Consider the following 24,402-nt stretch of genomic DNA (forward strand, 5'->3'; position numbering starts at 1 on the left):
AATGTATTTCATGATTTGCTGGAAAAGTGATACAATACATTGGAAAAACGTAAACGTATTTTTATGGATGCGAGAAAGAGGAGGATTTTATGGCGATAAGCGAAGAACAAGTCAAACACGTTGCCAAGCTAGCAAAATTATCATTCTCAGATGATGAATTACATGAGTTTACCTCTCAGCTAGGAAAAATTATTGATATGGTAGAAACCTTAGAGGAAGTAGACACAGAAGGTGTGCCATTTACATCAAACGTTGCTGAAACAATCAATGTGATGCGTGAAGATATCGCAGCAGAAGGCTGGAACCGACAAGAATTGATGCGTAATGTGCCGGAATCAGAAGATGGTTTCATTAAAGTACCAGCAATTATTGATAATGGGGAGGCCGGTGCGTAATGACAGAATTAGTAAGTAAAAGTTTGGAAGAGCTCCATGGCATGCTTGTTGCCAAAGAAATTTCAGCTGTCGATTTGGCAGCAGAGACATTCGAGCAAATCAAAGCGACTGAACCAAAAGTGGATTCTTTTATTACATTGAACGAGTCAAACGCGATGGCATTAGCCAAAGCAATTGATGAGAAGGGTATTTCTGAAAGCAATGTTTTGGCAGGGATTCCGATTGGGATCAAAGACAATATCGTGACCAAAGACCTACTGACTACAGCTGCATCTAAGATCTTGGCTAACTTTGAACCAATATATGATGCAACTGTGATGGAAAAAGTCTACCAAGCAGACATGATACCAGTCGGTAAATTGAACATGGATGAATTTGCCATGGGAGCAAGTACGGAAACTTCTTACTTCAAAAAAACAAAGAATGCGTGGGATCATACCAAAGTTCCTGGCGGTTCTTCTGGTGGTTCTGCAGCTGCAGTAGCTGCTGGGCAAGTACCAGTCTCATTAGGGAGTGACACAGGTGGTTCGATCCGGCAGCCTGCTTCTTTCAATGGAATCGTAGGAATGAAACCAACATATGGTCGTGTTTCACGTTTTGGTCTGATTGCGTTTGCTTCTTCATTGGATCAAATCGGACCAATGACTCGTTCAGTAAAAGATAATGCACTGGCATTGTCTGCCATTAGTGGATTTGACGCCAAAGACAGCACTTCTGCTGGAGTAGCAGTACCAGATTTTGCTTCAGGGTTAACTGGCGATATCAAAGGTATGAAAGTTGCGCTGCCAAAAGAATATATGGGTGAGGGGATTCAACCTGGTGTCCGTGAAGCTGTGTTGAAAGCGGCAGAAACATTCCGAGCATTAGGAGCAACAGTCGAAGAAGTCAGCTTGCCTCATTCTAAATATGGCGTTTCCGTTTATTATATTATTGCCTCTTCTGAAGCAAGCTCTAACTTGCAACGTTTTGACGGAATCCGTTATGGCTACCGTTCAGAAAACGTAAAAAATCTAGACGATGTGTATGTCAATTCTCGTAGTGAAGGATTCGGAGAAGAAGTAAAACGCCGGATCATGTTAGGGACATTCTCATTAAGTGCTGGATATTATGATGCTTACTTCAAAAAGGCTGGACAAGTCCGTACATTGATCAAACAAGATTTTGACAAAGTATTTGCTGATTACGATTTGATTATTGGTCCTGCATCTCCAACCGTTGCTTTTGGTCTAGGTGAAAATATCAATGATCCAATCACAATGTACATGAATGATATCTTAACGATTCCAGTCAATTTGGCTGGATTGCCAGGTATGTCTGTACCAGCAGGATTTTCTGAAGGATTACCAGTCGGTTTGCAAATCATTGGTAAACATTTTGATGAAGCAACGATGTATCAAGCGGCTTATGCGTTTGAACAAGCAACTGATTTTCATACGAAAAAACCAGTGATTTTAGGAGGGAATAACGCATGAACTTCGAAACAGTCATTGGGCTTGAAGTCCACGTAGAATTAAAAACCAACTCAAAAATCTTTTCACCGGCGCCAGCACATTTTGGTGCCGAGCCAAATAGCAATACGAATGTGATTGACTGGGGTTATCCAGGGGTATTACCGGTGATGAATAAAGCCGCGTTAGAATTTGGGATGAAAGCAGCACTAGCGTTAAACTGTGAAATTTCCAAAGATACTCATTTCGACCGCAAAAACTATTTCTATCCGGATAATCCGAAAGCCTATCAAATTTCTCAATTTGACCAACCAATCGGTCATGATGGTTGGATCGAGATCGAAGTAGCAGGCAAAAAGAAAAAAATCCGTATTGAGCGGGTTCATCTTGAAGAAGATGCTGGGAAAAATATGCATGGCATCGGCGGCTATTCCTATGTGGATTTAAATCGTCAGGGCACGCCGTTGATCGAGATCGTTTCTGAAGCAGATATGCGCTCGCCAGAAGAAGCCTATGCTTATTTGGAAGCTTTGCGCTCTATCATCCAATTTACAGAAGTATCTGATGTGAAGATGGAAGAAGGATCCATGCGTTGTGATGCCAATATCTCTTTACGTCCTTATGGCCAAGAAGCTTTTGGTACCAAAACCGAATTGAAAAACCTAAACTCTATGTCCTTTGTCAAAAAAGGCTTGGCTTTCGAAGAAAAACGCCAAGCAAAAGTATTGCTTTCTGGCGGTGAGATCCAACAAGAAACACGTCGTTTTGATGAAACCACTAATAAGACAATCTTGATGCGGGTCAAAGAAGGATCATCTGATTACCGTTATTTCCCAGAACCAGATATTCCTAAATTTGTTATCGATGACGAATGGATCGAACGAGTACGGCAAACATTGCCAGAACTTCCACAAAAACGCCGCCAACGGTACATCAACGAACTTGGATTGCCAGAATACGACGCAATGGTCTTGACACTGACCAAAGAAATGTCCGACTTCTTTGAAGCAACCATCGATGCTGGGGCAGAACCAAAACAAGCATCAAACTGGTTGATGGGTGAAGTTTCGGCCTACTTGAACAGTGAAAAATTGGAATTAGAAGAAACCAAATTAACGCCGGATAATCTTGCAGGAATGATCCAACTGATTGCTGATGGAACGATCAGTTCTAAGATTGCGAAAAAAGTCTTTAAAGAATTGATCACCAATGGCGGCGATGCCAAAGAAGTTGTCAAAGCGAAAGGATTGATCCAACTATCCGATCCAGCACAACTTCTGCCAATGATCAATGAAGTCTTAGATAAGAATCAACAATCTGTTGATGACTTCAAGAACGGAAAAGACCGAGCAGTTGGGTTCTTAGTTGGACAAATCATGAAAGCAACTAAAGGACAAGCGAACCCTGGCGTTGTGAACAAATTACTTCAAGAAGAATTAGCAAAACGATAAGAGGCGGAATATGAAAAGAGCCAGAGTCATTTATAATCCAACATCAGGAAAAGAACTGATTCGTAAACATCTTGCCGATATATTAGAAGTCTTAGAGAAAGCCGGTTATGAAGCCAGTGCTTTTGCGACGACTGCTCTCCCATTCTCTGCTCGCGATGAAGCAAGTAGGGCAGGGAGAGCCGGATTTGATCTGGTTGTTGCAGCCGGAGGCGACGGAACCATTAATGAGGTAGTTAATGGTATCGCTCCGCTAAAAAAGCGCCCCAAAATGGCGATCATCCCAGGCGGAACAACCAATGATTATGCTCGTGCATTGAAGATTCCTAGAAACGATGTGAAGGCTGCTGCAGAAGTCATTCTCAAGGAACAAACGATCAAAATGGATATTGGAAAAACTGATCGGGATTATTTTATCAATATCGCTGCAGGTGGACACCTGACTGAGTTGACCTATGATGTTCCTTCAGAGTTGAAGAGTGTGTTCGGTTATTTGGCATATCTTGCTAAAGGCGCAGAATTGTTGCCGCGAGTCAAACCAATCAAGATGCACTTTAAATATGACGATGGAGAATATATTGGCGGCGCTTCGATGTTCTTCCTAGGATTGACGAATTCAGTGGGAGGTTTTGAACAAATCGCCCCGGATGCGAAACTTGACGATGGGAAATTTTCGCTGATCATAGTGAAAACGGCAAATATTTTTGAGATCGTTCATCTGATTGCATTGATGATGAACGGTGGCAAACATATCAATGACCGACGCTTGATCTATACAAAAACGTCTCGTTTGGAAGTCGATGCGCCAGATGCAAAAGATCGTTTGATGATCAATTTAGATGGTGAATACGGCGGCGATGCCCCGATGATCTTTACCAACTTGCATAATCATATTGAATTTTTTGCTAACCTAGATCAAATTCCAGATGACGCAGTTGTTGGAGAATCTTACGAAGAACTTAGTCAGGGATTCATCAAAGAAGTCGAACGGTTATCAGATGAGGACATCAACGGTGATGGCTTTATCGGTGAAAAGCAGAAACAGTAGTAATCAAAAGAACATGAAGCGGTGCGCTTCCTGTTCTTTTTTTGAAAGGAAAAAAGAACATGTGGACAATTCCACTTCTTTTTTTTCAATAAAGGCTGCTGGATCAATCTTTTGTCTTTTTCCTTATTAAGAGAATCGCAAAGGATGTTTCACAATTGGCTCGTGTTTCACGATTTACAAAGCAAAGCGGAACCCAATGAAACAGAAAAAAACGAATGAAAATACTTCTTTTTTTTATATCAGTCGATAATTCGCTTTTTTTGTTAGCAAAAAAAAAATTATGTTCGTTATTTACGGTTGAATTTATGGCATCCTACTGTGCCAAATCGGTATAGAATATGCTATAATAATGAAACTAAGAAATGGGGGGACCAGAATGGCGCAGATTGATTCAGAAATGGCATTGAATCTGCTTTTAGAGGATGCCGAACGAATCAAACGATTGATTCGCAATCAAGAAAATAGTTTGTGTATTGCTCAGTGTAAAGCATTCGAGGAAGTCGTTGACACACAAATGTATGGCTTATCACGACAAGTCGCTTTCGCAACACGCTTGGGTATTGTAGACAATGCTGCTGGCCAACAATTGATGGCAGATCTGGAAAAAGACCTAAATCAATTGTATAGCGAAGTATATGAAGAACAAAAATCTACTGAAATCGGCAAGGAGGCATAATCTTGCCAGAAAAAGTTAAAAAAAGACACCTTTTAGACTATAGCATTTTAATACCTTACCTTATTTTATGCGTAACTGGTTTGATGATGGTTTACAGTTCGACCTCATATGTCGCAATGACAGCAAAGCCACCGACTACTTCAGCAGCTTATGTGATCAATCAAGCCGTTTTTTGGGTGGTAAGTTTGATTATGATCACGATCATGTACAAGATGAAAACTGATGTCTTTCGCAATAAGAAGTTTGTCCAAATTGCCATGATCGTTATTTTCTTTCTTTTGATCGCCGCCTTTTTCTTCCAAAAAAGGAATGGTGCATGGGGCTGGCTCTCGATTGCAGGATTCTCTGTTCAGCCAGCGGAGTACTTAAAGTTTATTATCATTTGGTTCTTGTCGGTCACATTCTCTTATCGCCAAGAGGGCATCCAGCAAGACTTCTGGGGTTCTGTGAGAAGACCAATGGCGATCGTATTGGCTTATACGGTGATTTTGGCCTTCTATCCCGATTTCGGGAACGCTGTTATTATTTTCATGCTGGCTTTTGTGGTTTTGCTGGCTAGCGGATTAAACTATGTGTATACCCTGATATTAGGTGGGGCCACAGTTCTCTTTAGTTTTTTGGCGATTACTTTTGTCAATTTGACAGGTGGGAAATTTCTGCCTGAATATATCTACAATCGATTTGCCGCTTTCACCAATCCTTTTGCCGATGAATTTGATACAGGACATCAAATGGTCAATGGATATTATGCCATGTTCAATGGCGGATTATTTGGTCGCGGATTAGGAAATAGTATTCAAAAACGAGGCTTCTTGAATGAAGCCCATACCGATTATATTTTTTCAATCGTGATGGAAGAACTTGGCTTGATTCCCTCAATCGTTTTGTTGGGGATTCTCTTTTATATGGTAGGAAGAATGTTTTTGATTGGCATTCGATCAAGAGATTCCTTCAATTCCATGATGTGTATTGGGATCGGGACATTATTTATGTCACAGATCTTTATCAATTTAGGTGGGATCACCGGCTTGATTCCGTTAACGGGGATCACTTTTCCTTTTTTGAGTCAAGGAGGATCAAGTTTGTTAATGTTGTCGATTTGTATCGGCTTTATTTTGAACATTAGTGCAGAAGAAAAGAGGAAACAATATAGTTTGAATTATTGATCAATGGAATGGAGTGGTATGATGAAAAAAGTATTAGTCGCTAATCGTGGAGAAATCGCGATTCGAGTTTTCCGTGCGTGTGCAGAGTTGGGCATCAAAACAGTGGGTATCTACGCTGCAGAAGATGAATATTCAGTCCATCGTTTTAAAGCGGATGAAGCGTATCTTGTCGGAAAAGGCAAGCGCCCCATTGAAGCCTATCTGGACATAGAAGATATTATTCGCACCGCGAAAAAGGCCGGTGCCGAAGCGATTCATCCCGGTTACGGATTTTTATCCGAGAATTTAGCGTTTGCGCAACGCTGTGAAGAAGAAGGCTTGATTTTTATTGGACCTTCGACACACCATCTGGATATCTTTGGCGATAAAATCAAAGCCAAAACAGCTGCAATCGAGGCTGGTATCCAATCCATTCCAGGTTCCGACGGACCCGTCAACACTATTGATGACGTTTTGCTGTTTGCTGAAACCCATGGTTATCCAATCATGATCAAAGCAGCCTTAGGCGGTGGTGGCCGCGGCATGCGGGTCGCTCACGATGAGAAAGAAGCCCGAGAAGGTTACGAACGAGCGAAAAGCGAAGCGAAAGCGGCATTTGGTAGTGATGAAGTCTATGTAGAGAAATACATCAGTAATCCAAAACATATCGAAGTGCAAATATTAGGGGACAGTCATGGCAATGTTGTCCATCTATTTGAAAGAGATTGTTCTGTCCAACGTCGACACCAAAAAGTGGTGGAAGTCGCTCCATGTGTATCAATGAATGCTGCCCAACGAGAAAAAATTTGTCAAGCTGCGGTACAGTTGATGAAACATGTCGGGTATATCAATGCGGGAACCGTAGAGTTTTTGGTAGAAGGAGACAATTTTTACTTTATCGAAGTGAATCCTCGGGTTCAAGTAGAGCATACCATTACTGAAATGATCACTAACTTGGACATTGTAACGACACAAATTTTGATTGCTCAAGGGAAAGACTTGCACAAAGAAATCGGTATCCCGCAACAAAAGGATATCCACTTTGAAGGGGTTGCGATCCAGTGTCGTGTAACGACAGAAGATCCTGCCAATAACTTTATGCCTGATACTGGAAAAATCGATACTTATCGTTCACCTGGTGGTTTTGGCGTTCGGCTAGATGTTGGTAATGCCTATGCTGGCGCCGTTGTAACTCCCTATTTTGATTCATTGCTGGTAAAAGTTTGTACCCATGCAGCGACATTTGATCAAGCGATTCAAAAAATGATGCGCTGCTTGAAAGAATTTCGGGTTCGTGGAGTCAAAACCAATATTCTCTTTATGCGTAATGTTGTTTCTCATCCGCAATTTCGTTCTGGCGAAGCGAAAACGACATTTATTGATAATACTCCTGAATTGTTTGAGTTTCCTCGCATTCGTGACCGCGGAAATAAAACAATGAAATATATCGGTGAGATTACGATCAATGGCTTTCCGGGAATCGAGAAACAGAAAAAACCATTTTATAATGATCCAAGAATCCCGCAACAGATCGAGACATTGCCTGATTTCGTATCGGCTAAAACCATTTTAGATACTCAAGGTGCTGATGGTGTCATTCGTTGGATCAATCAGCAAAAAAATGTTTTACTAACGGATACGACTTTCCGTGATGCGCATCAAAGCTTGCTGGCTACACGAGTTCGCACCCAGGACTTCAAGAAGATCGCTGCGTTGACAGAAGAGGGAATTCCTCAACTATTCTCCAGTGAAATGTGGGGCGGAGCAACGTTTGATGTTGCTTACCGTTTCTTGACAGAAGATCCATGGGAACGGCTGCGTATGTTTCGTAAGAAAATGCCGAACACATTGTTACAAATGCTGTTTCGAGGATCAAATGCGGTGGGATATTCAAATTATCCAGATAATGTGTTAGAAGAATTTATCAAAGAATCTGCTGCGCAAGGAATCGATGTCTTCCGAATTTTTGATAGCTTGAACTGGGTTCCGCAAATGGAAAAAAGCATCCAAGCAGTAAGGGACGCAGGCAAAATTGCAGAAGCAGCGATCTGTTATACCGGAGATATTAATGATCCGACTCGTCAAAAATACTCGATCGATTATTATAAGGATATGGCCAAGGAGTTGCAAAATCTTGGTGCACATATCATTGCGATCAAGGATATGGCAGGATTGCTGAAACCACAAGCGGCGTATCGCTTGATCAGTGAACTGAAAGCGAGTATTGATGTACCAATTCATCTGCACACCCACGACACAAGTGGCAATGGCATCATCACTTACTCTGCCGCAACCAAAGCGGGTGTCGATATTGTCGATGTTGCTATGTCTGCAGTCAGTGGAGCAACTAGCCAGCCAAGTATGAGTAGCCTTTACTATGCGTTAGTCAACGGCGAACGTTGTCCAGAAATTAATGTCGATAATATCCAGCAGTTGAATCATTACTGGGAAGATGTTCGTATGTATTACCATCCTTTCGAGAATGGGTTGAATGCTCCTCAGACAGAAGTGTATAAACACGAGATGCCTGGTGGTCAATATTCGAACCTGCAACAACAAGCAAAAGCAGTGGGACTTGGGGAAAAATGGGACGAAATCAAAGAAGTTTATCATGAAGTCAATATGATGTTCGGTGATATCGTCAAAGTCACGCCATCATCAAAAGTGGTTGGCGATATGGCTCTTTTCATGGTACAAAACGGGTTATCTGAACAAGACATTTATGATAAAGGTGAAACCTTAAGTTTTCCAGAATCAGTCGTTACTTTCTTCCAAGGTGAACTAGGTCAACCAGTCGGCGGTTTTCCAAAAGAATTACAACGGATCATTCTGAAAGGTCGGCCAGCATTCACAGAACGTCCTGGTGCGTTTGCTGAACCAGTAGATTTTGAAAAAGTCAAAGCCGAATTAGCAGAAAAGATCGGCTACCAGCCTAAAACAGAAGAAGTATTGAGCTATTTGATGTATCCGCAAGTCTTTTTAGACTACCGAAAAGCATATGAACAGTTTGCCGACGTCAAGGTCCTAGATACACCAACATTCTTTAATGGGATGCGATTAGGTGAAACGATCAATGTTGAACTTGAAAAAGGGAAAATCTTGATCATCCGCTTGGATGAAATCGGCGAACCAGATATTGAAGGCAACCGCACGTTGTTCTTTAACTTGAATGGACAACGTCGGGAGATCTTAGTCAAAGATTATTCGATCATCAGCTCCGTTCAAACAAAACGCAAAGCTGAGCCAACAAATAAAGAACAAATTGGTGCAACGATGTCAGGTTCTGTTCTACAAGTATTAGTCAAAAAAGGGGATCGGGTAGCGAAAGGACAAACCGTTCTAGTAACTGAAGCGATGAAGATGGAAACAGCGATCGAAGCTCGTTTCTCAGGTGTGGTAGAACACGTCTATGTTGCAGAAGGAGAAGCCATCACATCAGGTGATTTGCTGATCGAAATCAAAGAGAAGTAGGAAGTAGGTCTTGAAGATGAAACGTAGAGGAATTTTATTTTGCTGCTTGTTTATTTTGGCGCTGGTCGTCGTCTATCTGCAGCCAGTATTTTTTCAGCGGGTTTCTCCTTCAAGACCTCTTTTTGATAATCCTGTAAAAGCGCCTACCAATTTGAATTATGAACCAATCAAAGCAGATGGCTTAGCAAAAGCGATCGGTGAACCTCTTTCTGATTTTGAAGAAGATTTTGGCTCGCCGATACGCACGTATCGCACAGGATATGACTTTGAAGTTCGCGTATATAATCACCTAGATGATCAACAATATCTCGAAATCAACACCGACGGCGAAAGTGTTCAGGCAATCAAAGTGATTGGCCAGGGCGGCGCATCCTTAGCCCCATTTTCGATTGGGATGACAATGACAGATCTTACAGAGCTTACGATGATCTATCCGAATTTTACATTGAGTCAAAATGATCGTTCAGTGAGTTTTGAACTTATGGAACAAGATATGAACTATCGTCCCTTAGTGGCGTTTGACAATGGCACTTTCGCGGTTTTGTTTTTTGATCAAACGACATCGGAATTAGCAGCAGTCACTTATCTGGATCAAACGACATTATTGAAGCTGTCTCCTTATCAATTAACAGAAGGGGAGCTGCCGCTGTTTCAAGAGTCTCAAACAGTGAACCAAGAAACAGCTGCTCTTGAAAAAGAAACGTTAGCTTTCGTGATCATCCAAAAAATGCGTGATCAAAAAGAGCTGGAAAGTTTTGGGATGGCTTTAGATACTCATAGTGAAGCCAAAGATCTCCTTCAAGAAATCACGGAGAATCTTTCGGATCACTTAACATCTCAACGGATTCATGCCTATCAAAAAGCATTGACAGCAGAACGAACCAGCACCTTCACTCTGACCCAAGAAGAATGGCAGGATATTTTAAAGGAAAAGGAAATTTCAACCGTTTCTTCCATCTTTGAAGCACCTGTCTACGATCCGACATTTACGATTTTATCATGGTATAGTGATCCTTCGGTTTACAATGTTTTATCGAATCAAACCCCTGAGAAGATAGGAATTGCTTTTTCTAAAGCAAATATGGTAGTCTTAATCCAAGAAGATGAGAATGAACACACAGAGGATAGCACATCAGATGATTTATAATGACCATTTATATGCAATTGAAGACCAAATTGAACAATTAATTTCCAGTATCAAGAACAGTCAGTTGTTTCGCTCTTATTGTTACAACAAGAAGGCGATGTACCAAGACCAAGAAGTATTGGGATTAATTGATTCATTTGTACATAAAAAGACCGATTTTGAAAAAATAGCTGCTTATGGCACGTTTGCTCCCGGGTATAAAGAACAGCAGCGGGCATTACGCAAAGCCAAAAGGGCACTTGATTTGAATCCTCAAGTCGGAGAATTTCGACACAGTGAAAACCAGCTGCAAGTCTTGCTTGATGAGATCACAGTGTCGATAGCTGATTGTTTCTCAGAGGAAGTCAAAGTGGACGCTGGAAGTCCTTTTTTTCAATCGAAATCAACATGTGGAGGAAGTTGTCATGCAAGAGGAGACGAAAGAAACGTTTGAGATCCAAAAACGACGGGGACTGATCGTATGGGTCTATAGTTTACGCCAATTAAAAAATTTACGCAGATTCGGATTTGTCCATTATGTGTCACGCAAAATGAAATATGTGGTCATGTACTTGAATGAAGAAGACTATGAAATGAAAAAAAATAAAATCGAACAATTTCATTTCGTACGGCAAGTGGAACCTTCATATCGACCAGATGTTGAGATGAATTTTGCGGAAAAAATCGGCACTGACGCAGCATATCAAGTGAGTGATGATGGATTTGATGTGGAAGAAAAAAATACGACGATTCGACTGGCAGAAAATGTATAACAAAAGTTTGGGTGCCAATCGCACCCATTTTTGTTGCTCAAAAAGATGACGGTCACTGGAATACTTTTTTAAGAAATTATAGAACCTTTGGAGGAACGCATATGCGTGTTGTTGCAGGAGATTATCGAGGAAGAAAATTGAAGAGCTTAAGCGGGGATAATACCCGGCCAACCACCGATAAAGTGAAAGAATCGATTTTTAATATGATTGGTCCTTATTTAGATGGCGGCTTGGTATTGGATTTATTTGCGGGCAGTGGCGGATTAGCTATTGAAGCTGTTTCTCGCGGCGCCGCACATGCCATCTGTGTCGATCGCAGTTATCCAGCGATTAAGATTATTCGAGAAAATATTGGCATCACAAAGGAGCCCGAAAAGTTTACTGTTTTAAAAATGGATGCCAAACAAGCCCTAAAAGACTTTGTGGGCACTCAACAGCAGTTCGACTATATTTTTTTGGATCCTCCTTATGCGAAGCAAGAGCTGGTTTTGCAGCTGGAACAAATGGTACAAGCGGATCTTATGGCAACTCATGCGGTCATTGTTTGCGAAACAGCAAAAGAAGTGGATTTGCCAGAGAGGATTGGCACATTGGTCCAAAGTAGACGGCAGGTTTATGGGATTACGGCAGTCACGATTTATAGAAATGAGGGATAAGATGAAGAGAATAGCATTATTTCCGGGCAGTTTCGACCCATTGACTGCTGGTCACGTAGATCTGATCGAACGGGGAGCTTCCCTTTTTGATGAATTGATCATTGGTGTCTTTGTGAATACTAGTAAAGTCAACTTCTTTACCGGTGGCGAAAAAGTGGAATTGATCACTGAGGCACTAGCGCATGTCCCGAATGTTCGCGTTGTTGCGCAAGAGACGGAATTGACCGTTACGGCTGCCAAAAAAATGGGTGCCCAATTTTTACTGCGAGGAATTCGGAGTGTCAAGGATTATGAGTACGAACGAGATATCATGGAAATGAATCACCACTTAGATCCGACGCTCGAAACAGTCTTTTTATTGGCAAATGCCAAATACAGTTATATTAGTTCAAGTTTGCTAAAAGAAATCTTGCATTTCGGTGGCGATGTGGAAGCCTATTTACCACCAAATATTTACCAAGCAATCGTAAAGAAGCGTGATGCTCATGAATCTTAAATCAACCGTTAAATATACCTTATTACTTGTTGCAGCATTAGTAGTTGCCGCCTGTGCCTTTTTACCAATCCCTTATTATATTGAACAGCCTGGGGCAACGATCAATTTGAAAGAACTAATTACAGTCAATGACCAAAAAGATCAAAACGATGGCTCGTTTTCATTGACCAGTGTCGGTATTCGGCAGGCAACCGTTTTTACGGCAATTGGCAGTAAATTTAATCAATTTCAAGACTTGGTTTCTGAAGAAGAACTTTTTGGCGGTGCAACGGATGAAGAGTACAATCGGATCCAACGTTACTACATGGAATCCTCTCAAAATAGTGCCATTGAGCAAGCACTGAAGCTAGCAGATATTCCCTACACAATGAACTATAAAGGTGTTTATGTTATGGGTGTAGAATCCAACTCTAGCTTCAAAGGAAAAATTTCTGTTGGTGATACAGTAGTAGCTGTCAATGGAAAACGATTTGACAACAGTCAAGATTTTATTGATTATGTTCAAAGTCAAAAAGTCGGTGATAAGATCCAAGTGACGTATCTCCAAGATGATGTAGAAAAAGAAGCAACCGGATCGCTGATTGAATTGCCATCGAATAAAAAAGCCGGCATCGGCATTTCGTTAGTTGACCATACGGAAATTAGTTCAGATCAAGATATTGTTATTGATGCAGGAAATATCGGTGGACCATCAGCAGGCTTGATGTTCACATTAGAAATCTACGAACAATTGACGCAGCAAAACCTGCGTAAAGGGCATAATATTGCCGGTACTGGAACGATTTCCAGTGACGGAACCGTTGGCCGCATTGGTGGTATCGATAAAAAAGTAGCAAGCGCAAGTGAAAGTGGTGTAGAAATCTTTTTTGCACCAGAGGATGAAATCACGAAGGAAGAAAAAGAAGTTGATCCTTCGATCAAAACAAATTATCAAGAAGCTTTAGCAGCTGCGAAGAAACTAGGGACTGACATGAAGATCGTACCAGTCTCAAATGTGCAAGACGCACTAGATTACCTCAAAACGCTTAAATAAAAAATTTTACTTAACGAAATAGAAGCAAGAACCCATCAAGAAGCAAGAACCCATCAAATAGAAAAACAATTTATCAAGTCACGATTGTATCCTAACGATCCAATTGTAACGACGGAACAAGTTTTCTAGCATGGAGGAGATCTTGCTTCTTTTTGTCTGGATTTTTTTAATGAAGGTAGGCTGGATGTCATCGGTATGCTATACTTTTAATCAAGGAGTGTGAAGACTGTGGAAATCAAACGACAACAACCAATCGTCGAAGCTTATCATTTCGATATGAAGCCTAAAGACAAAGAAATGGAAACCAAATTGAATGTTGGCTTTGCCCCGTTGAAGGTACAAGATGAAGAGTATATGAAACAAAATAGCATTATTGGCGCCCGCTTGGAATTTCAACTCGTTTTTCCTGAATATGTGCTGTCCGGTCGGGTAGGGCAGGTCAATCACATCTTGAACCGGCAAGTCCGTTCAGGTGAAGACTTAAGCAAAGCGGAGACAGACCGCTTAGTGGAGCCGCTGTTTGATATTATCAAACGCTTAACCTATGAAGTAACAGAAATCATTACCGACAAACCAGGTCTGCAATTGAATTTCAATACGTCAAATGAAGCCTCAGAAACATCAGAATCATCAACAACAGAGGAGTGAGAGATATGTTTGCGAATCAAATGCAGATCATGTTATATGTAGAGGACGTGCCCAAATCCGTTGCGTTTTGGCAATCATTGGGATTTGAAATCATTGATGAGCAAACGGCAGATGGGACTTCTGTCGTTGAAATAGCACCAAGCAGAGAATCAGATGCTCGTTTTGTGCTTTATGATAAAGGCTTTATTGGCGCCCATTCTCCTGAAGTAGCATTGAACTCACCATCGATCATGTTTTTTTCAGAAGATATCACAACGCTTTACAAGAAATTACTAGATACAAATGTAGAAGTTGGCGACCTGATCCAGATGGAAGAACGAATGGTCTTTAATTTTGCAGATCCAGATGGTAATTACTTTGCTGTTTCTGGAAAATAAAAAAAGAGAATTCCCAGTACTTAACTGGAGAATTCTCTTTTTTTGATTCAATCAATTAACAATCAAAATTCAAACTATTTCTTACCATGTGCAGCGATAGCTCCTGTATCAAAAGCTTCTCGCATGTCTTTTTTAAAATGGATCCATTGTTGATGCAGCCAATTCATCTTCTCGCTCCTTTAGTTGGTTTTATTATAAGGAAAGGGCTAACAGTTGTAAAGTTTCGCTGGCTTTTTTATAATAATTTAAAGAAGGGGATGAACCCAAATGAAAAAACTCATTTACGTCATTAGTGATATCCACGGGATGTATGATCTTTTTAAAAAACTTTTATTGGATTACGATCCATCACTGCATCAGCTTGTTCTGATTGGGGACTTGAATGATCGAGGGCCACGAAGTAAAGAGTGTCTCTTGTTGGGTAAACAATTGGTGGAAGAGACAGGAGCGATTTATTTGCGCGGGAACCATGAAGAATATTTTCTGCAATTTTTGAACGCACCAGAAGACTGGTATTCCGCTTATGTCCGCAATGGAGGCAAGGAGACGATGGAAAGTCTTTTACATCCGGGAGCAACAGAAGAGTACTCGCCAACTGAGATTGCATTAATGATCCGGAGTCGCTACCGTGACTTAGTGGCGTTTTTGATGGCAAGGCCGCTTTCTTATGAATGGCAAAAATATCTTTTTGTTCATGCTGGTGTTGATTTGACCAAGAAGCATTGGCAGGATACTTCTGACCACGATTTTATCTGGATCCGAGAGCCATTTCATACTGGAGAAAATCATACGGGAAAAACAATCGTCTTTGGACATACCATCACACCCATGCTTCATGGTGACATGGAAACAACGGATTTATGGTTTCATGATAATAAGATTGGCATTGATGGAGGGGCTGTTTTTGGTGGTTCCGTTCACGGCGTGATTTTTGATGAAGACGGCATTGTACAAGATATTGAATACCAAAATTTAACCGGCCCTTGGCATCCAGACTTTTAAAAAACTTTTCTAATCATAGAGGAATCTATGTGTCATTATGACTATTGGGTCTAAAGGTCCTTGGAAAAAGATAGGGTATACAAACTATTTCCAAACAGATTAGTTAAGATGGATCCGCATAGTAAAAAGGAAACATCCATGCTTGGTAATAACTAAGGCTTTCGAGGACGTTGAAGAAAGATTTTGAATGTAGATGACACTTCCTGCTGATGATTCAGCGGAAGTGTTTTTTGCTGGTTTATACCTTGAGCTTTAATTTCGCACCTCATGTTCTGTATGTTCTGTTTTTAGCCTGTTACTTACGTCTCTTTTCTGAGGTGTCTTTTTTATGTTAAACTTTTTATGTTAAACTTAGAGCAGTTAAATTGAAAGGTGAACGAATATGGCAGAATTAAATCATGATGTGTTGCACTTACTAATGCAGGAAACCACATCTTACAATCAACGACAAATCACGAAAGTACTGGAACTGCTCCATGAAGGAAACACCGTTCCGTTTATCGCTCGCTACCGCAAAGAAATGACTAGCGGTTTAGATGAGGTACAAATTCGTGAAATTGAAGAGCGCTATCAATATCTGGAGAATTTGGAAAAACGCAAGCAAGAAGTTGCTCGGTTGATCGACGAACAAGGAAAATTGACTAGTGAATTGGCGCAATCGATTCAGCAAGCAACAAAAATGCAGCAGGTCGAAGATCTTTATCGTCCTTACAAACAAAAACGGCGTACGAAAGCAACTATTGCAAAAGAAAATGGCTTGCAGCCGTTAGCTGACTGGATAGCGGCATTTCCAACAACAGGAGATGTCTATGCAAAAGCGGCAGAATTTACCAATGAAGCCATCCCTGACCCTGAATCTGCGTTACAAGGTGCCCACGAGATCATTGCTGAAACCATTGGAGATGAGCCGATCTATCGTTCTTGGATCAGAAGTTATTTTGCAAATAAGGGAAGTTACACGAGTACACTTCGCGATGCTGAAAAGGATGAGAAAGGTGTTTATGAAATGTATTACGATTTTCAGCACCCCATCAATAAAATGGTTTCTCATCGTATTTTGGCAACGAATCGCGGTGAAAAAGAAGATGTTTTAAAGGTTGCCTTAGTCGTCGATGAGTCAAAAATCACTGATTATTTTGAACGGCAACTCATTAAGCACGCCAATTCACCAGCAACTCCATTTGTTCGTGAGGCTTATCTTGATGCTTATAAACGATTCATTGCACCATCGATTGAGCGGGAAATCCGCAATGAATTAACAGAGAAAGCAGATGAACAAGCAATTGCCATCTTCGGTGAAAACTTGCGAAATCTTTTGCTGCAGCCACCTTTAAAAGGAAAAATCGTCTTAGGGTTTGACCCGGCTTACCGAACAGGTTGTAAATTAGCTGTGATTGATGAAACTGGGAAAGTATTAGCCATCGAAGTTATTTACCCTCATAAACCGGCACCGATGAATAAACGCCAAGCAGCTGGTCCAGCACTGCAACGTTTGATCAATCGATACGGTGTCCAAATGATCGCTATTGGGAATGGGACGGCAAGTCGTGAATCAGAACAATTCGTTGCCGAACAATTGAAACAAATCGATCATGAAGCATTTTATGTGATTGTGAATGAAGCGGGTGCATCCGTGTATTCCGCCAGCCCAATCGCCCGTCAAGAATTTCCGGATCTACAAGTGGAAGAACGCAGCGCCATTAGTATCGGGCGTCGACTCCAAGATCCTTTAGCTGAACTGGTCAAAATCGATCCTCAATCTGTAGGGGTTGGTCAATACCAGCACGATGTTTCACAAAAACGATTGAGTGACCAACTTGATTTTGTGGTCGAAACTGCCGTCAACCAAGTAGGGGTCGATGTCAATACTGCTAGTCCTCAACTGCTGCAGCATGTCTCAGGATTGAATAAAACGACTGCACAAAATATTGTTGCTTACAGAGAAGAAAACGGTAGCTTCACGCAAAGAAGCCAATTAAAAAAGGTGCCTCGTTTAGGACCTAAAGCTTATGAACAAGCGATTGGATTTTTGCGGATCCCTGGTGGGAAGAATATTTTAGACAACACTGGAATCCATCCGGAAAGTTATACTGCAGCCAAAGAAATTTTAGAAGTTGCTGGAGTTAAACTAACTCAACTAGGAGCCCAATCAGCAGAAGCCAAAGAACGACTTGCACAGTTAAATGTTGCTGATCTTTCTAAACAACTAGCGATCGGAAAAGAAACGATCACAGATATCTTGAAATCACTGATGCAACCTGGAAGAGATATGCGAGATGAGATGCCGGCACCATTATTGCGTAAAGATGTCCTGAGCATGGAAGACCTTAAACCAGGAATGGAATTGATGGGAACTGTCCGGAATGTGATTGACTTTGGTGCGTTTGTTGATATTGGTGTCAAACAAGATGGTTTGGTTCATTTATCAAAATTAAGCCGAAATTTTGTCAAGCATCCGAAAGACGTTGTCGCTGTCGGAGATATCGTTACTGTCTGGATTGAACAAGTCGATACCACGAAAGGCCGAATCAGCCTGACAATGGTTGATCCAACACACGGAAAATGACCACCAAAGAATTGCAGCAGCTCGTTGAAAAAGTTTCTCTAGAATCGTTTGGCAAACCATTTCAACATGAGGCGTATTTCAATGGGCGGCTAAAGACCACCGGTGGACGTTATCACTTAAGCGATCATCATTTAGATTTCAATCCGCATTTATTAGCTGAATTTGGTGTAGATACATTCATTCAAATCATCAAGCATGAGTTGTGTCACTATCATCTGCATTTAGCTGGCAAAGGCTACCGACACCGAGATCCAGAATTCAAAGCTCTTTTGGCAGCTACTGGTGGACTTCGTTATGCCCCAAGTATGATGAAAAATGCGAAGCATCAGTACCAGTGTCAACAATGTGGAGCTGTGATCAAGCGAACGAGAAGGCTGAACACTAAACGTTTTGGCTGTGGAAAGTGCCGCGGACGCTTGAAAGAAATAGCGATTTGAGCAAAAAGTCAAGCCCAAAAACAAAACTCGTTGCTATTTTTTTCATTTTGTATGATAATGTAGGACGTGCAACAAATCTAAATGTTAATAAACATGCGTTTATTGTAATGTGAACTTGAGAAAAGAGGATTTTAAAAAATGGAAAATCAAGACAAAGTATATCATTTTGTTGGAATCAAAGGTTCCGGCATGAGTTCATTGGCTTTGGTTCTGCATGAAAAGGGCTATCATGTACAAGGTTCAGATGTGGAAGAGTACTTCTTTACACAGCGTGATCTGGAAAAAGCCGGAATCACATTACTGCCTTTCGATAAAGAGAATATTCAGCCAGAAATGGTGATTATCCAAGGAAATGCCTTTCCGGATACCCACGAAGAAATCCTTCGTGCGAAGGAATTAGGGTTAGAAATTACGCGTTACCATGATTTTATTGGTAAATTCATTCAACCTTACACAAGTATTGCAGTCACTGGTTCTCATGGTAAAACCAGTACGACAGGTCTATTGTCCCATGTGTTGAGCGGTGTTCGTCCAACTAGTTTTCTGATTGGCGATGGAACAGGTCATGGAGACCCTAACGCAGAGTTCTTCTCATTTGAAGCCTGTGAATATCGTCGTCACTTTTTAGCGTATTCTCCAGATTATGCGATCATGACGAATATCGATTTTGATCACCCTGATTATTATCAATCGATCGACGATGTTTTCTCAGCTTTTCAATCGATGGCCAAGCAAGTCAAAAAAGGAATCTTTGCGTTTGGTGACGATGCCTATTTAAGAAAATTAGAAGCAGATGTACCGATCTATTATTATGGTGTGAATGATGATGATGATGTACAAGCAAAAAACATTCAGCGTACAACGACAGGTTCTGAGTTCGATGTCTATATCCATAACGAAAACATCGGTCACTTCGTGTTACCGGCATTTGGCCAACATAATATCAACAACGCTTTAGGGGTCATTGCAGTAGCCTATAAAGAAGGGCTGGATATGACAGAAGTTGCGGAAGAAATGTTGTCATTTCCTGGTGTTAAACGTCGTTTCAGTGAGAAGAAAGTCGCTGATATGACAATCGTTGATGATTATGCTCATCATCCGGCAGAAATCAGAGCAACAATTGACGGCGCACGCCAAAAATACCCTGAAAAAGAAATTATCGCTGTTTTCCAACCCCATACCTTTACCCGAACGATTGCATTGATGGACGAATTCGCAGAGGCATTGGATCTAGCCGATAGCGTTTATCTATGCGATATCTTTGGCTCGGCTCGGGAATCTCGCGGCGATGTGAAAATTGAAGATCTTGGGAACAAGATTCAAAAGGGTGGACAAGTGATCAAAGAAGAGAATGTTTCACCATTATTGGATCATCAAGATGCTGTGATCATTTTCATGGGTGCTGGGGACGTACAAAAGTTTGAATCAGCCTATGAAAAGTTGTTGAGTAATACGACTCGAAACGTGTTATAAAAAATACGGAGCGATGACCAAATCAAATCACCCGAGCAGATCAACGAAACAAATGGTATCTCAATTGCACTGGCTGTCAACAGAACTATGATACAAAATCAACCAGTGAGACCTACTATTTAGCCTTCGTTGCTATTGCTCGCATCGATTTGACAAAAGTCAGCGCCCCGTTTTTGCTTTTTTGGGACATCGCACCACGAACTTGCACTTTTATCTGCATCTGATAAAATGAAATCAGAGTAAAATTATTTATTTTGGAGGAAATAAATTTGAACATTGGTAAACCGCGAAAATTAGGTAAGAAAATTGATGAAATCGAGGAAGGCGATTCGTTATCTTTAACAGAATCGATCGAAGACAGTCAGCTTTTGTTGTATCTCGGTTTGACAAATGATGCCAATCCGCTTTATATTCAGCATGACTATACCCAAAAAACAGAATACCAACGGCCAATCGTGCCTTCGGTAATGTTGATGGGGATTATTACAAGTGCGATTTCTAAACATTTGCCAGGACCAGGTTCTCATGTGGTGAATTTTTCGGTGAACTTTATTGAACCTGTTTTTCATTATGAGACGTTGACCTTCGATTTCGAAGTGATCAAAGTCGATAAGATGAAAGACGTAGTGACGATCTCTGTTGAAGCTGTCAATACGCAAGAAGATCGTGTGTTGGATGCAGTAGTGATGGTCCAACCTCCAAAAATCGTAGAGGAAGGTGAAGAAAATGAACAATGAAGTAGTTAATGCCCAAGGGCTCAATCGTTTTTATTCCAAAGTCTATCTATTTTTTGCTGTAGGACTAGGAATCAGCGCAGTGTCTGCCTACTTTTTCGGACAAGTATTTGCAGAACAAACAATGAATTTTATCCGTAATTTTCCACTAGGCTTTACAGGGTTATGGATCCTTCAAATTATTTTGGTCTTGGTATTAGGCGCAAAAGCGCAAAAGAATCCTTCGCTGACCATAGCAGGATATCTGGTTTACTCCCTTTTAAATGGGGTGACGCTGTCAGTTACACTAATGTATTATGACTTCGGATCGATCGCAGGTGCATTTGTTTCCGCAGCGATCACTTTCGGCGTAATGTCAGCATTTGGTATCATGACAAAACGTGATTTAAGTGTTGTGGGACGAATCGGCTACGGCATATTGATCGGGATCATCATTTCGACATTGCTGAATGTGTTTATTTTGCATAGTGGTCCAGTTGACTTTTTCTTGTCAATCGTGACAGTATTTGTCTTTATGGGAATCACTGCCTATGACAACCAACAGATCCGTAATCTATACCAAGCAACGAATGGCCAAGCAAATACTGGAATGGCTGTCTTCATGGCATTACAGTTGTATCTTGACTTTATCAACTTGTTCTTAGCGATTTTGCGAATCTTTGGTAAAAACAACTAATGAGGAAATGCGAGGAAACTCGCATTTTTTTTTGCAATTGGCTTAATCGAACAAAGGCAATCCATCGCTTTTCATGGATTTCTTTGATAGAATAAGAGAGAACTTTTGAGGTGAGGAGTTATTCAAATGACAAAAAATAAATTATTGCTAGTTGACGGAAATAGTGTCGCATTTCGGGCTTTTTTTGCACTGCACAATTCATTGGAACGTTTTAAAAACAACAATGGTTTGCATACCAATGCGATTTACGCTTTTCACACCATGTTTGAAAATGTAATGGCAAAAGAACAGCCAACTCATGTCCTGGTGGCTTTCGACGCGGGCAAAACAACTTTTCGGACTGCGATGTATGAGGAATATAAAGGCGGCCGTTCAAAAACGCCTGGAGAATTCAAGGAACAAATGCCCTATATTCGCGAATTGATCACCGCTTTAGGTGTTCAGTATTATGAACTGGACAATTATGAAGCGGATGATATTATCGGCACATTGGCACAAAAAGTTGACAAAGAGCAATTTGATGTTGTGGTACTATCTGGAGATCGCGATTTGACCCAGTTGGCTACCGACCATGTGAAGGTTGATATCACAGTAAAGGGTGTCAGCGAGATCGAAAGTTATACGCCAGAACATGTTGCAGAAAAATATGATGGTTTAGCGCCATTACAGATCATTGACATGAAAGGATTAGCTGGAGATGCCTCTGACAACATTCCCGGTGTCACAAAAATCGGTGAAAAGACGGCCATCAAACTTTTGAAAGAATATGGTTCAGTTGAAGGAATCTACGAGCATATCGATGAGATGAAACCAAGCAAGATGAAAGAAAACTTGCTCAATGATAAAGAGACAGCCTTTTTGTCAAAAAAATTGGCAACGATCGATGTGGATGCGCCAGTGGATGTGGCCATTGATTCATTGAAGTACGAAGGAAAAGATCTGGATAAATTGATTCCATTCTATCAAGAAATGAACTTCAATTCTTTCTTGGAAAAATTAAATGTGGTGACTGAACCGGAAGAAATGGAAGATATTCTTTTTGACGTTGTAACAGAGGTCACTCCGGAAATGTTTACTGAGGATATGGCTCTTTATATCGAGATGCTGGGCGATAACTATCATTTAGAAGATATCGTTGGTGTCGCTTGGGGGAATCAGCAAAAAATTTATGTGACCAATCAAGATGATCTCTTTGAAAATGAGTATTTTATTGCTTGGCTAAAAAATGCCTCTTCACAGAAGAAAGTCTATGATGCAAAACGAACGTATGTGGCGCTGAATCGTTATGCGACTGCACCACAAGGGATTGTCTTTGATACATTATTAGCTGCTTACTTGCTAGATACCAATGATTCAAATAATGATATTGCAGGTGTTGCTAAGCATTATGGATTTGATGCGATTCAATCGGACGAAGCTATCTATGGCAAAGGTGCGAAACGAGGACTACCGGCAGATGAAGAAGTCTTTTTCGCTCATTTAGCTCGAAAAGTTGCGGCGATCAACTACCTTTCTGTCCGTTTGGCGAAAGAGCTAGCAGAGAAAAATCAGACTGCACTCTTTACTGATATGGAATTGCCATTATCAAAAATTTTAGCAGAGATGGAAATCACTGGGATTCGCGTGGACGCTTCTCGTTTGCATCAGATGAAGGGCGAATTTGCAGAACGTTTGCATGAAATCGAACAAAAGATTTATCAAGAAGCTGGCGAAGAATTCAATTTAAATTCGCCAAAACAATTAGGCGTGATTTTATTTGAAAAAATGGGGCTGCCAGTGATCAAGAAAACTAAGACTGGCTATTCAACGGCAGTGGATGTTTTGGAACAGTTGAAGGAACAGGCACCGATCGTCGAAGACATTTTGATCTATCGTCAAATTGCCAAAATCCAATCCACCTATGTGGAAGGACTGCTTAAAGTGATTCAAGGAGATGGCAAAGTCCATACCCGTTACGTGCAGACTTTAACACAAACTGGACGTTTGAGTTCCGTTGATCCAAATCTGCAGAATATCCCAATCCGATTAGAAGAAGGGCGGAAAATTCGAGAAGCCTTTGTTCCAAGAGCCAAAGATTGGGTCATTTATTCTTCGGATTATTCTCAGATCGAGCTGCGGGTTTTAGCCCATATCTCGAATGATGAGCATTTAAAAGCGGCCTTTGTAGAAGGACAAGATATTCATTCAAGTACCGCTATGCGAGTCTTTGGGATCTCCACTCCAGAAGAAGTTACACCAAACATGCGACGTCAAGCAAAAGCGGTCAACTTTGGGATCGTTTATGGTATCTCTGATTATGGACTCTCCCAAAATCTTGGGATCACTCGCAAAGCGGCGCAGCAATATATTGATACCTACTTTGAAAAATATCCAGGGGTCAAAACTTATATGGAAGAAGTTGTCCGTGAAGCGAAAGACAAAGGCTATGTGGAAACATTGTATCATCGTCGTCGCTATTTACCAGATATCAATTCCCGCAATTTTAATTTGCGGACATTCGCGGAACGTACAGCAATCAATACACCGATCCAAGGCAGTGCCGCAGATATTTTGAAAATTGCCATGATTGATTTGGATCGTCGTCTAAAGGATGAAAAATTACAAGCAACGATGCTTTTACAAGTCCACGATGAACTTGTCTTCGAAGTACCAGAAGATGAATTAGAACGCTTAGATGCTCTTGTCAAAGAAGTCATGGAAAATGCTGTTTCACTGCATGTGCCATTGTTGACAGATAGTAACTGGGGCAAAACGTGGTATGAAGCAAAATAAAT

The 24,402-nt window shown here is 41.0% G+C and carries 22 protein-coding genes; all 22 read left to right on the top strand.

All coding sequences use genetic code 11. The features are described from left to right. Positions 1 to 89: 89 nt before the first annotated feature. Complete coding sequence (gene gatC / locus ACTFWY_RS03465; RefSeq protein WP_003126448.1) at positions 90 to 395, top strand: Asp-tRNA(Asn)/Glu-tRNA(Gln) amidotransferase subunit GatC; 306 nt, start codon at positions 90 to 92, stop codon at positions 393 to 395. Then, positions 395 to 1,867: an Asp-tRNA(Asn)/Glu-tRNA(Gln) amidotransferase subunit GatA gene (gatA, locus tag ACTFWY_RS03470; protein WP_311828170.1), complete on the top strand. Its 1,473-nt coding sequence runs from the start codon at positions 395 to 397 to the stop codon at positions 1,865 to 1,867. Before gatC ends, gatA begins: the two co-directional genes overlap by 1 nt. Next, the gene (gene gatB, locus ACTFWY_RS03475) at positions 1,864 to 3,294 is read left to right on the top strand and encodes an Asp-tRNA(Asn)/Glu-tRNA(Gln) amidotransferase subunit GatB (protein ID WP_003126451.1); all 1,431 of its coding nucleotides are present in this window, start codon (positions 1,864 to 1,866) and stop codon (positions 3,292 to 3,294) included. Before gatA ends, gatB begins: the two co-directional genes overlap by 4 nt. 10 nt (positions 3,295 to 3,304) lie before the next feature. Then, positions 3,305 to 4,339: a diacylglycerol kinase gene (locus ACTFWY_RS03480; RefSeq protein WP_003126452.1), complete on the top strand. Its 1,035-nt coding sequence runs from the start codon at positions 3,305 to 3,307 to the stop codon at positions 4,337 to 4,339. Positions 4,340 to 4,715: 376 nt separating this feature from the next. Next, positions 4,716 to 5,015 (top strand): YlaN family protein, encoded by a 300-nt coding sequence (locus tag ACTFWY_RS03485; protein ID WP_003126453.1) that lies wholly within the window; start codon positions 4,716 to 4,718, stop codon positions 5,013 to 5,015. 2 nt (positions 5,016 to 5,017) lie between these two features. Further along, positions 5,018 to 6,181 (top strand): FtsW/RodA/SpoVE family cell cycle protein, encoded by a 1,164-nt coding sequence (locus ACTFWY_RS03490; RefSeq protein WP_003126454.1) that lies wholly within the window; start codon positions 5,018 to 5,020, stop codon positions 6,179 to 6,181. A gap of 21 nt (positions 6,182 to 6,202) precedes the next feature. Further along, positions 6,203 to 9,631, top strand: coding sequence for a pyruvate carboxylase (locus ACTFWY_RS03495; RefSeq protein ID WP_252711921.1), 3,429 nt, complete (start codon positions 6,203 to 6,205; stop codon positions 9,629 to 9,631). Positions 9,632 to 9,647: 16 nt separating this feature from the next. Continuing rightward, on the top strand, positions 9,648 to 10,778 hold the full coding sequence (locus ACTFWY_RS03500; protein ID WP_103299802.1) for a CAP-associated domain-containing protein: 1,131 nt from the start codon (positions 9,648 to 9,650) through the stop codon (positions 10,776 to 10,778). Continuing rightward, positions 10,768 to 11,211, top strand: a complete 444-nt coding sequence (locus ACTFWY_RS03505) for a YlbF family regulator (RefSeq protein WP_003126467.1) — start codon at positions 10,768 to 10,770, stop codon at positions 11,209 to 11,211. The genes ACTFWY_RS03500 and ACTFWY_RS03505 overlap by 11 nt, the downstream gene beginning before the upstream one ends. Next, positions 11,183 to 11,530, top strand: a complete 348-nt coding sequence (locus ACTFWY_RS03510; protein WP_003126468.1) for a YlbG family protein — start codon at positions 11,183 to 11,185, stop codon at positions 11,528 to 11,530. Before ACTFWY_RS03505 ends, ACTFWY_RS03510 begins: the two co-directional genes overlap by 29 nt. Positions 11,531 to 11,631: 101 nt before the next feature. After that, the gene (gene rsmD, locus ACTFWY_RS03515) at positions 11,632 to 12,186 is read left to right on the top strand and encodes a 16S rRNA (guanine(966)-N(2))-methyltransferase RsmD (protein ID WP_242387054.1); all 555 of its coding nucleotides are present in this window, start codon (positions 11,632 to 11,634) and stop codon (positions 12,184 to 12,186) included. A 1-nt stretch (position 12,187) separates the two neighbouring features. Further along, on the top strand, positions 12,188 to 12,682 hold the full coding sequence (coaD, locus tag ACTFWY_RS03520) for a pantetheine-phosphate adenylyltransferase (RefSeq protein ID WP_003126473.1): 495 nt from the start codon (positions 12,188 to 12,190) through the stop codon (positions 12,680 to 12,682). After that, positions 12,672 to 13,715, top strand: coding sequence for a SepM family pheromone-processing serine protease (locus ACTFWY_RS03525; protein WP_021149767.1), 1,044 nt, complete (start codon positions 12,672 to 12,674; stop codon positions 13,713 to 13,715). Before coaD ends, ACTFWY_RS03525 begins: the two co-directional genes overlap by 11 nt. Before the next feature lie 228 nt (positions 13,716 to 13,943). Further along, positions 13,944 to 14,363 (top strand): DUF1149 family protein, encoded by a 420-nt coding sequence (locus ACTFWY_RS03530; RefSeq protein WP_005471385.1) that lies wholly within the window; start codon positions 13,944 to 13,946, stop codon positions 14,361 to 14,363. A gap of 5 nt (positions 14,364 to 14,368) precedes the next feature. After that, the gene (locus tag ACTFWY_RS03535) at positions 14,369 to 14,740 is read left to right on the top strand and encodes a VOC family protein (RefSeq protein WP_311828171.1); all 372 of its coding nucleotides are present in this window, start codon (positions 14,369 to 14,371) and stop codon (positions 14,738 to 14,740) included. Positions 14,741 to 15,007: 267 nt separating this feature from the next. Next, positions 15,008 to 15,742 (top strand): metallophosphoesterase family protein, encoded by a 735-nt coding sequence (locus ACTFWY_RS03540; RefSeq protein WP_003126481.1) that lies wholly within the window; start codon positions 15,008 to 15,010, stop codon positions 15,740 to 15,742. Positions 15,743 to 16,124: 382 nt separating this feature from the next. Further along, positions 16,125 to 18,308: a Tex family protein gene (locus ACTFWY_RS03545; protein ID WP_103299807.1), complete on the top strand. Its 2,184-nt coding sequence runs from the start codon at positions 16,125 to 16,127 to the stop codon at positions 18,306 to 18,308. Next, complete coding sequence (locus ACTFWY_RS03550; protein ID WP_176333557.1) at positions 18,305 to 18,745, top strand: SprT family protein; 441 nt, start codon at positions 18,305 to 18,307, stop codon at positions 18,743 to 18,745. The genes ACTFWY_RS03545 and ACTFWY_RS03550 overlap by 4 nt, the downstream gene beginning before the upstream one ends. A gap of 138 nt (positions 18,746 to 18,883) precedes the next feature. After that, positions 18,884 to 20,218 (top strand): UDP-N-acetylmuramate--L-alanine ligase, encoded by a 1,335-nt coding sequence (murC, locus tag ACTFWY_RS03555; RefSeq protein ID WP_003126484.1) that lies wholly within the window; start codon positions 18,884 to 18,886, stop codon positions 20,216 to 20,218. A gap of 269 nt (positions 20,219 to 20,487) precedes the next feature. Further along, entirely contained in the window at positions 20,488 to 20,955 is a 468-nt protein-coding gene (locus tag ACTFWY_RS03560) for a MaoC family dehydratase (protein WP_003126486.1), read from the top strand. After that, a complete protein-coding gene (locus ACTFWY_RS03565; protein ID WP_003126488.1) occupies positions 20,936 to 21,628 on the top strand; it encodes a Bax inhibitor-1/YccA family protein in 693 nt (230 codons plus the stop codon). Before ACTFWY_RS03560 ends, ACTFWY_RS03565 begins: the two co-directional genes overlap by 20 nt. Before the next feature lie 126 nt (positions 21,629 to 21,754). After that, on the top strand, positions 21,755 to 24,400 hold the full coding sequence (gene polA, locus ACTFWY_RS03570; protein ID WP_103299812.1) for a DNA polymerase I: 2,646 nt from the start codon (positions 21,755 to 21,757) through the stop codon (positions 24,398 to 24,400). Positions 24,401 to 24,402: the final 2 nt, after the last annotated feature.

Source organism: Enterococcus sp. 125944, assembly GCF_051909435.1.
GTDB lineage: Bacteria > Bacillota > Bacilli > Lactobacillales > Enterococcaceae > Enterococcus_D > Enterococcus_D gallinarum.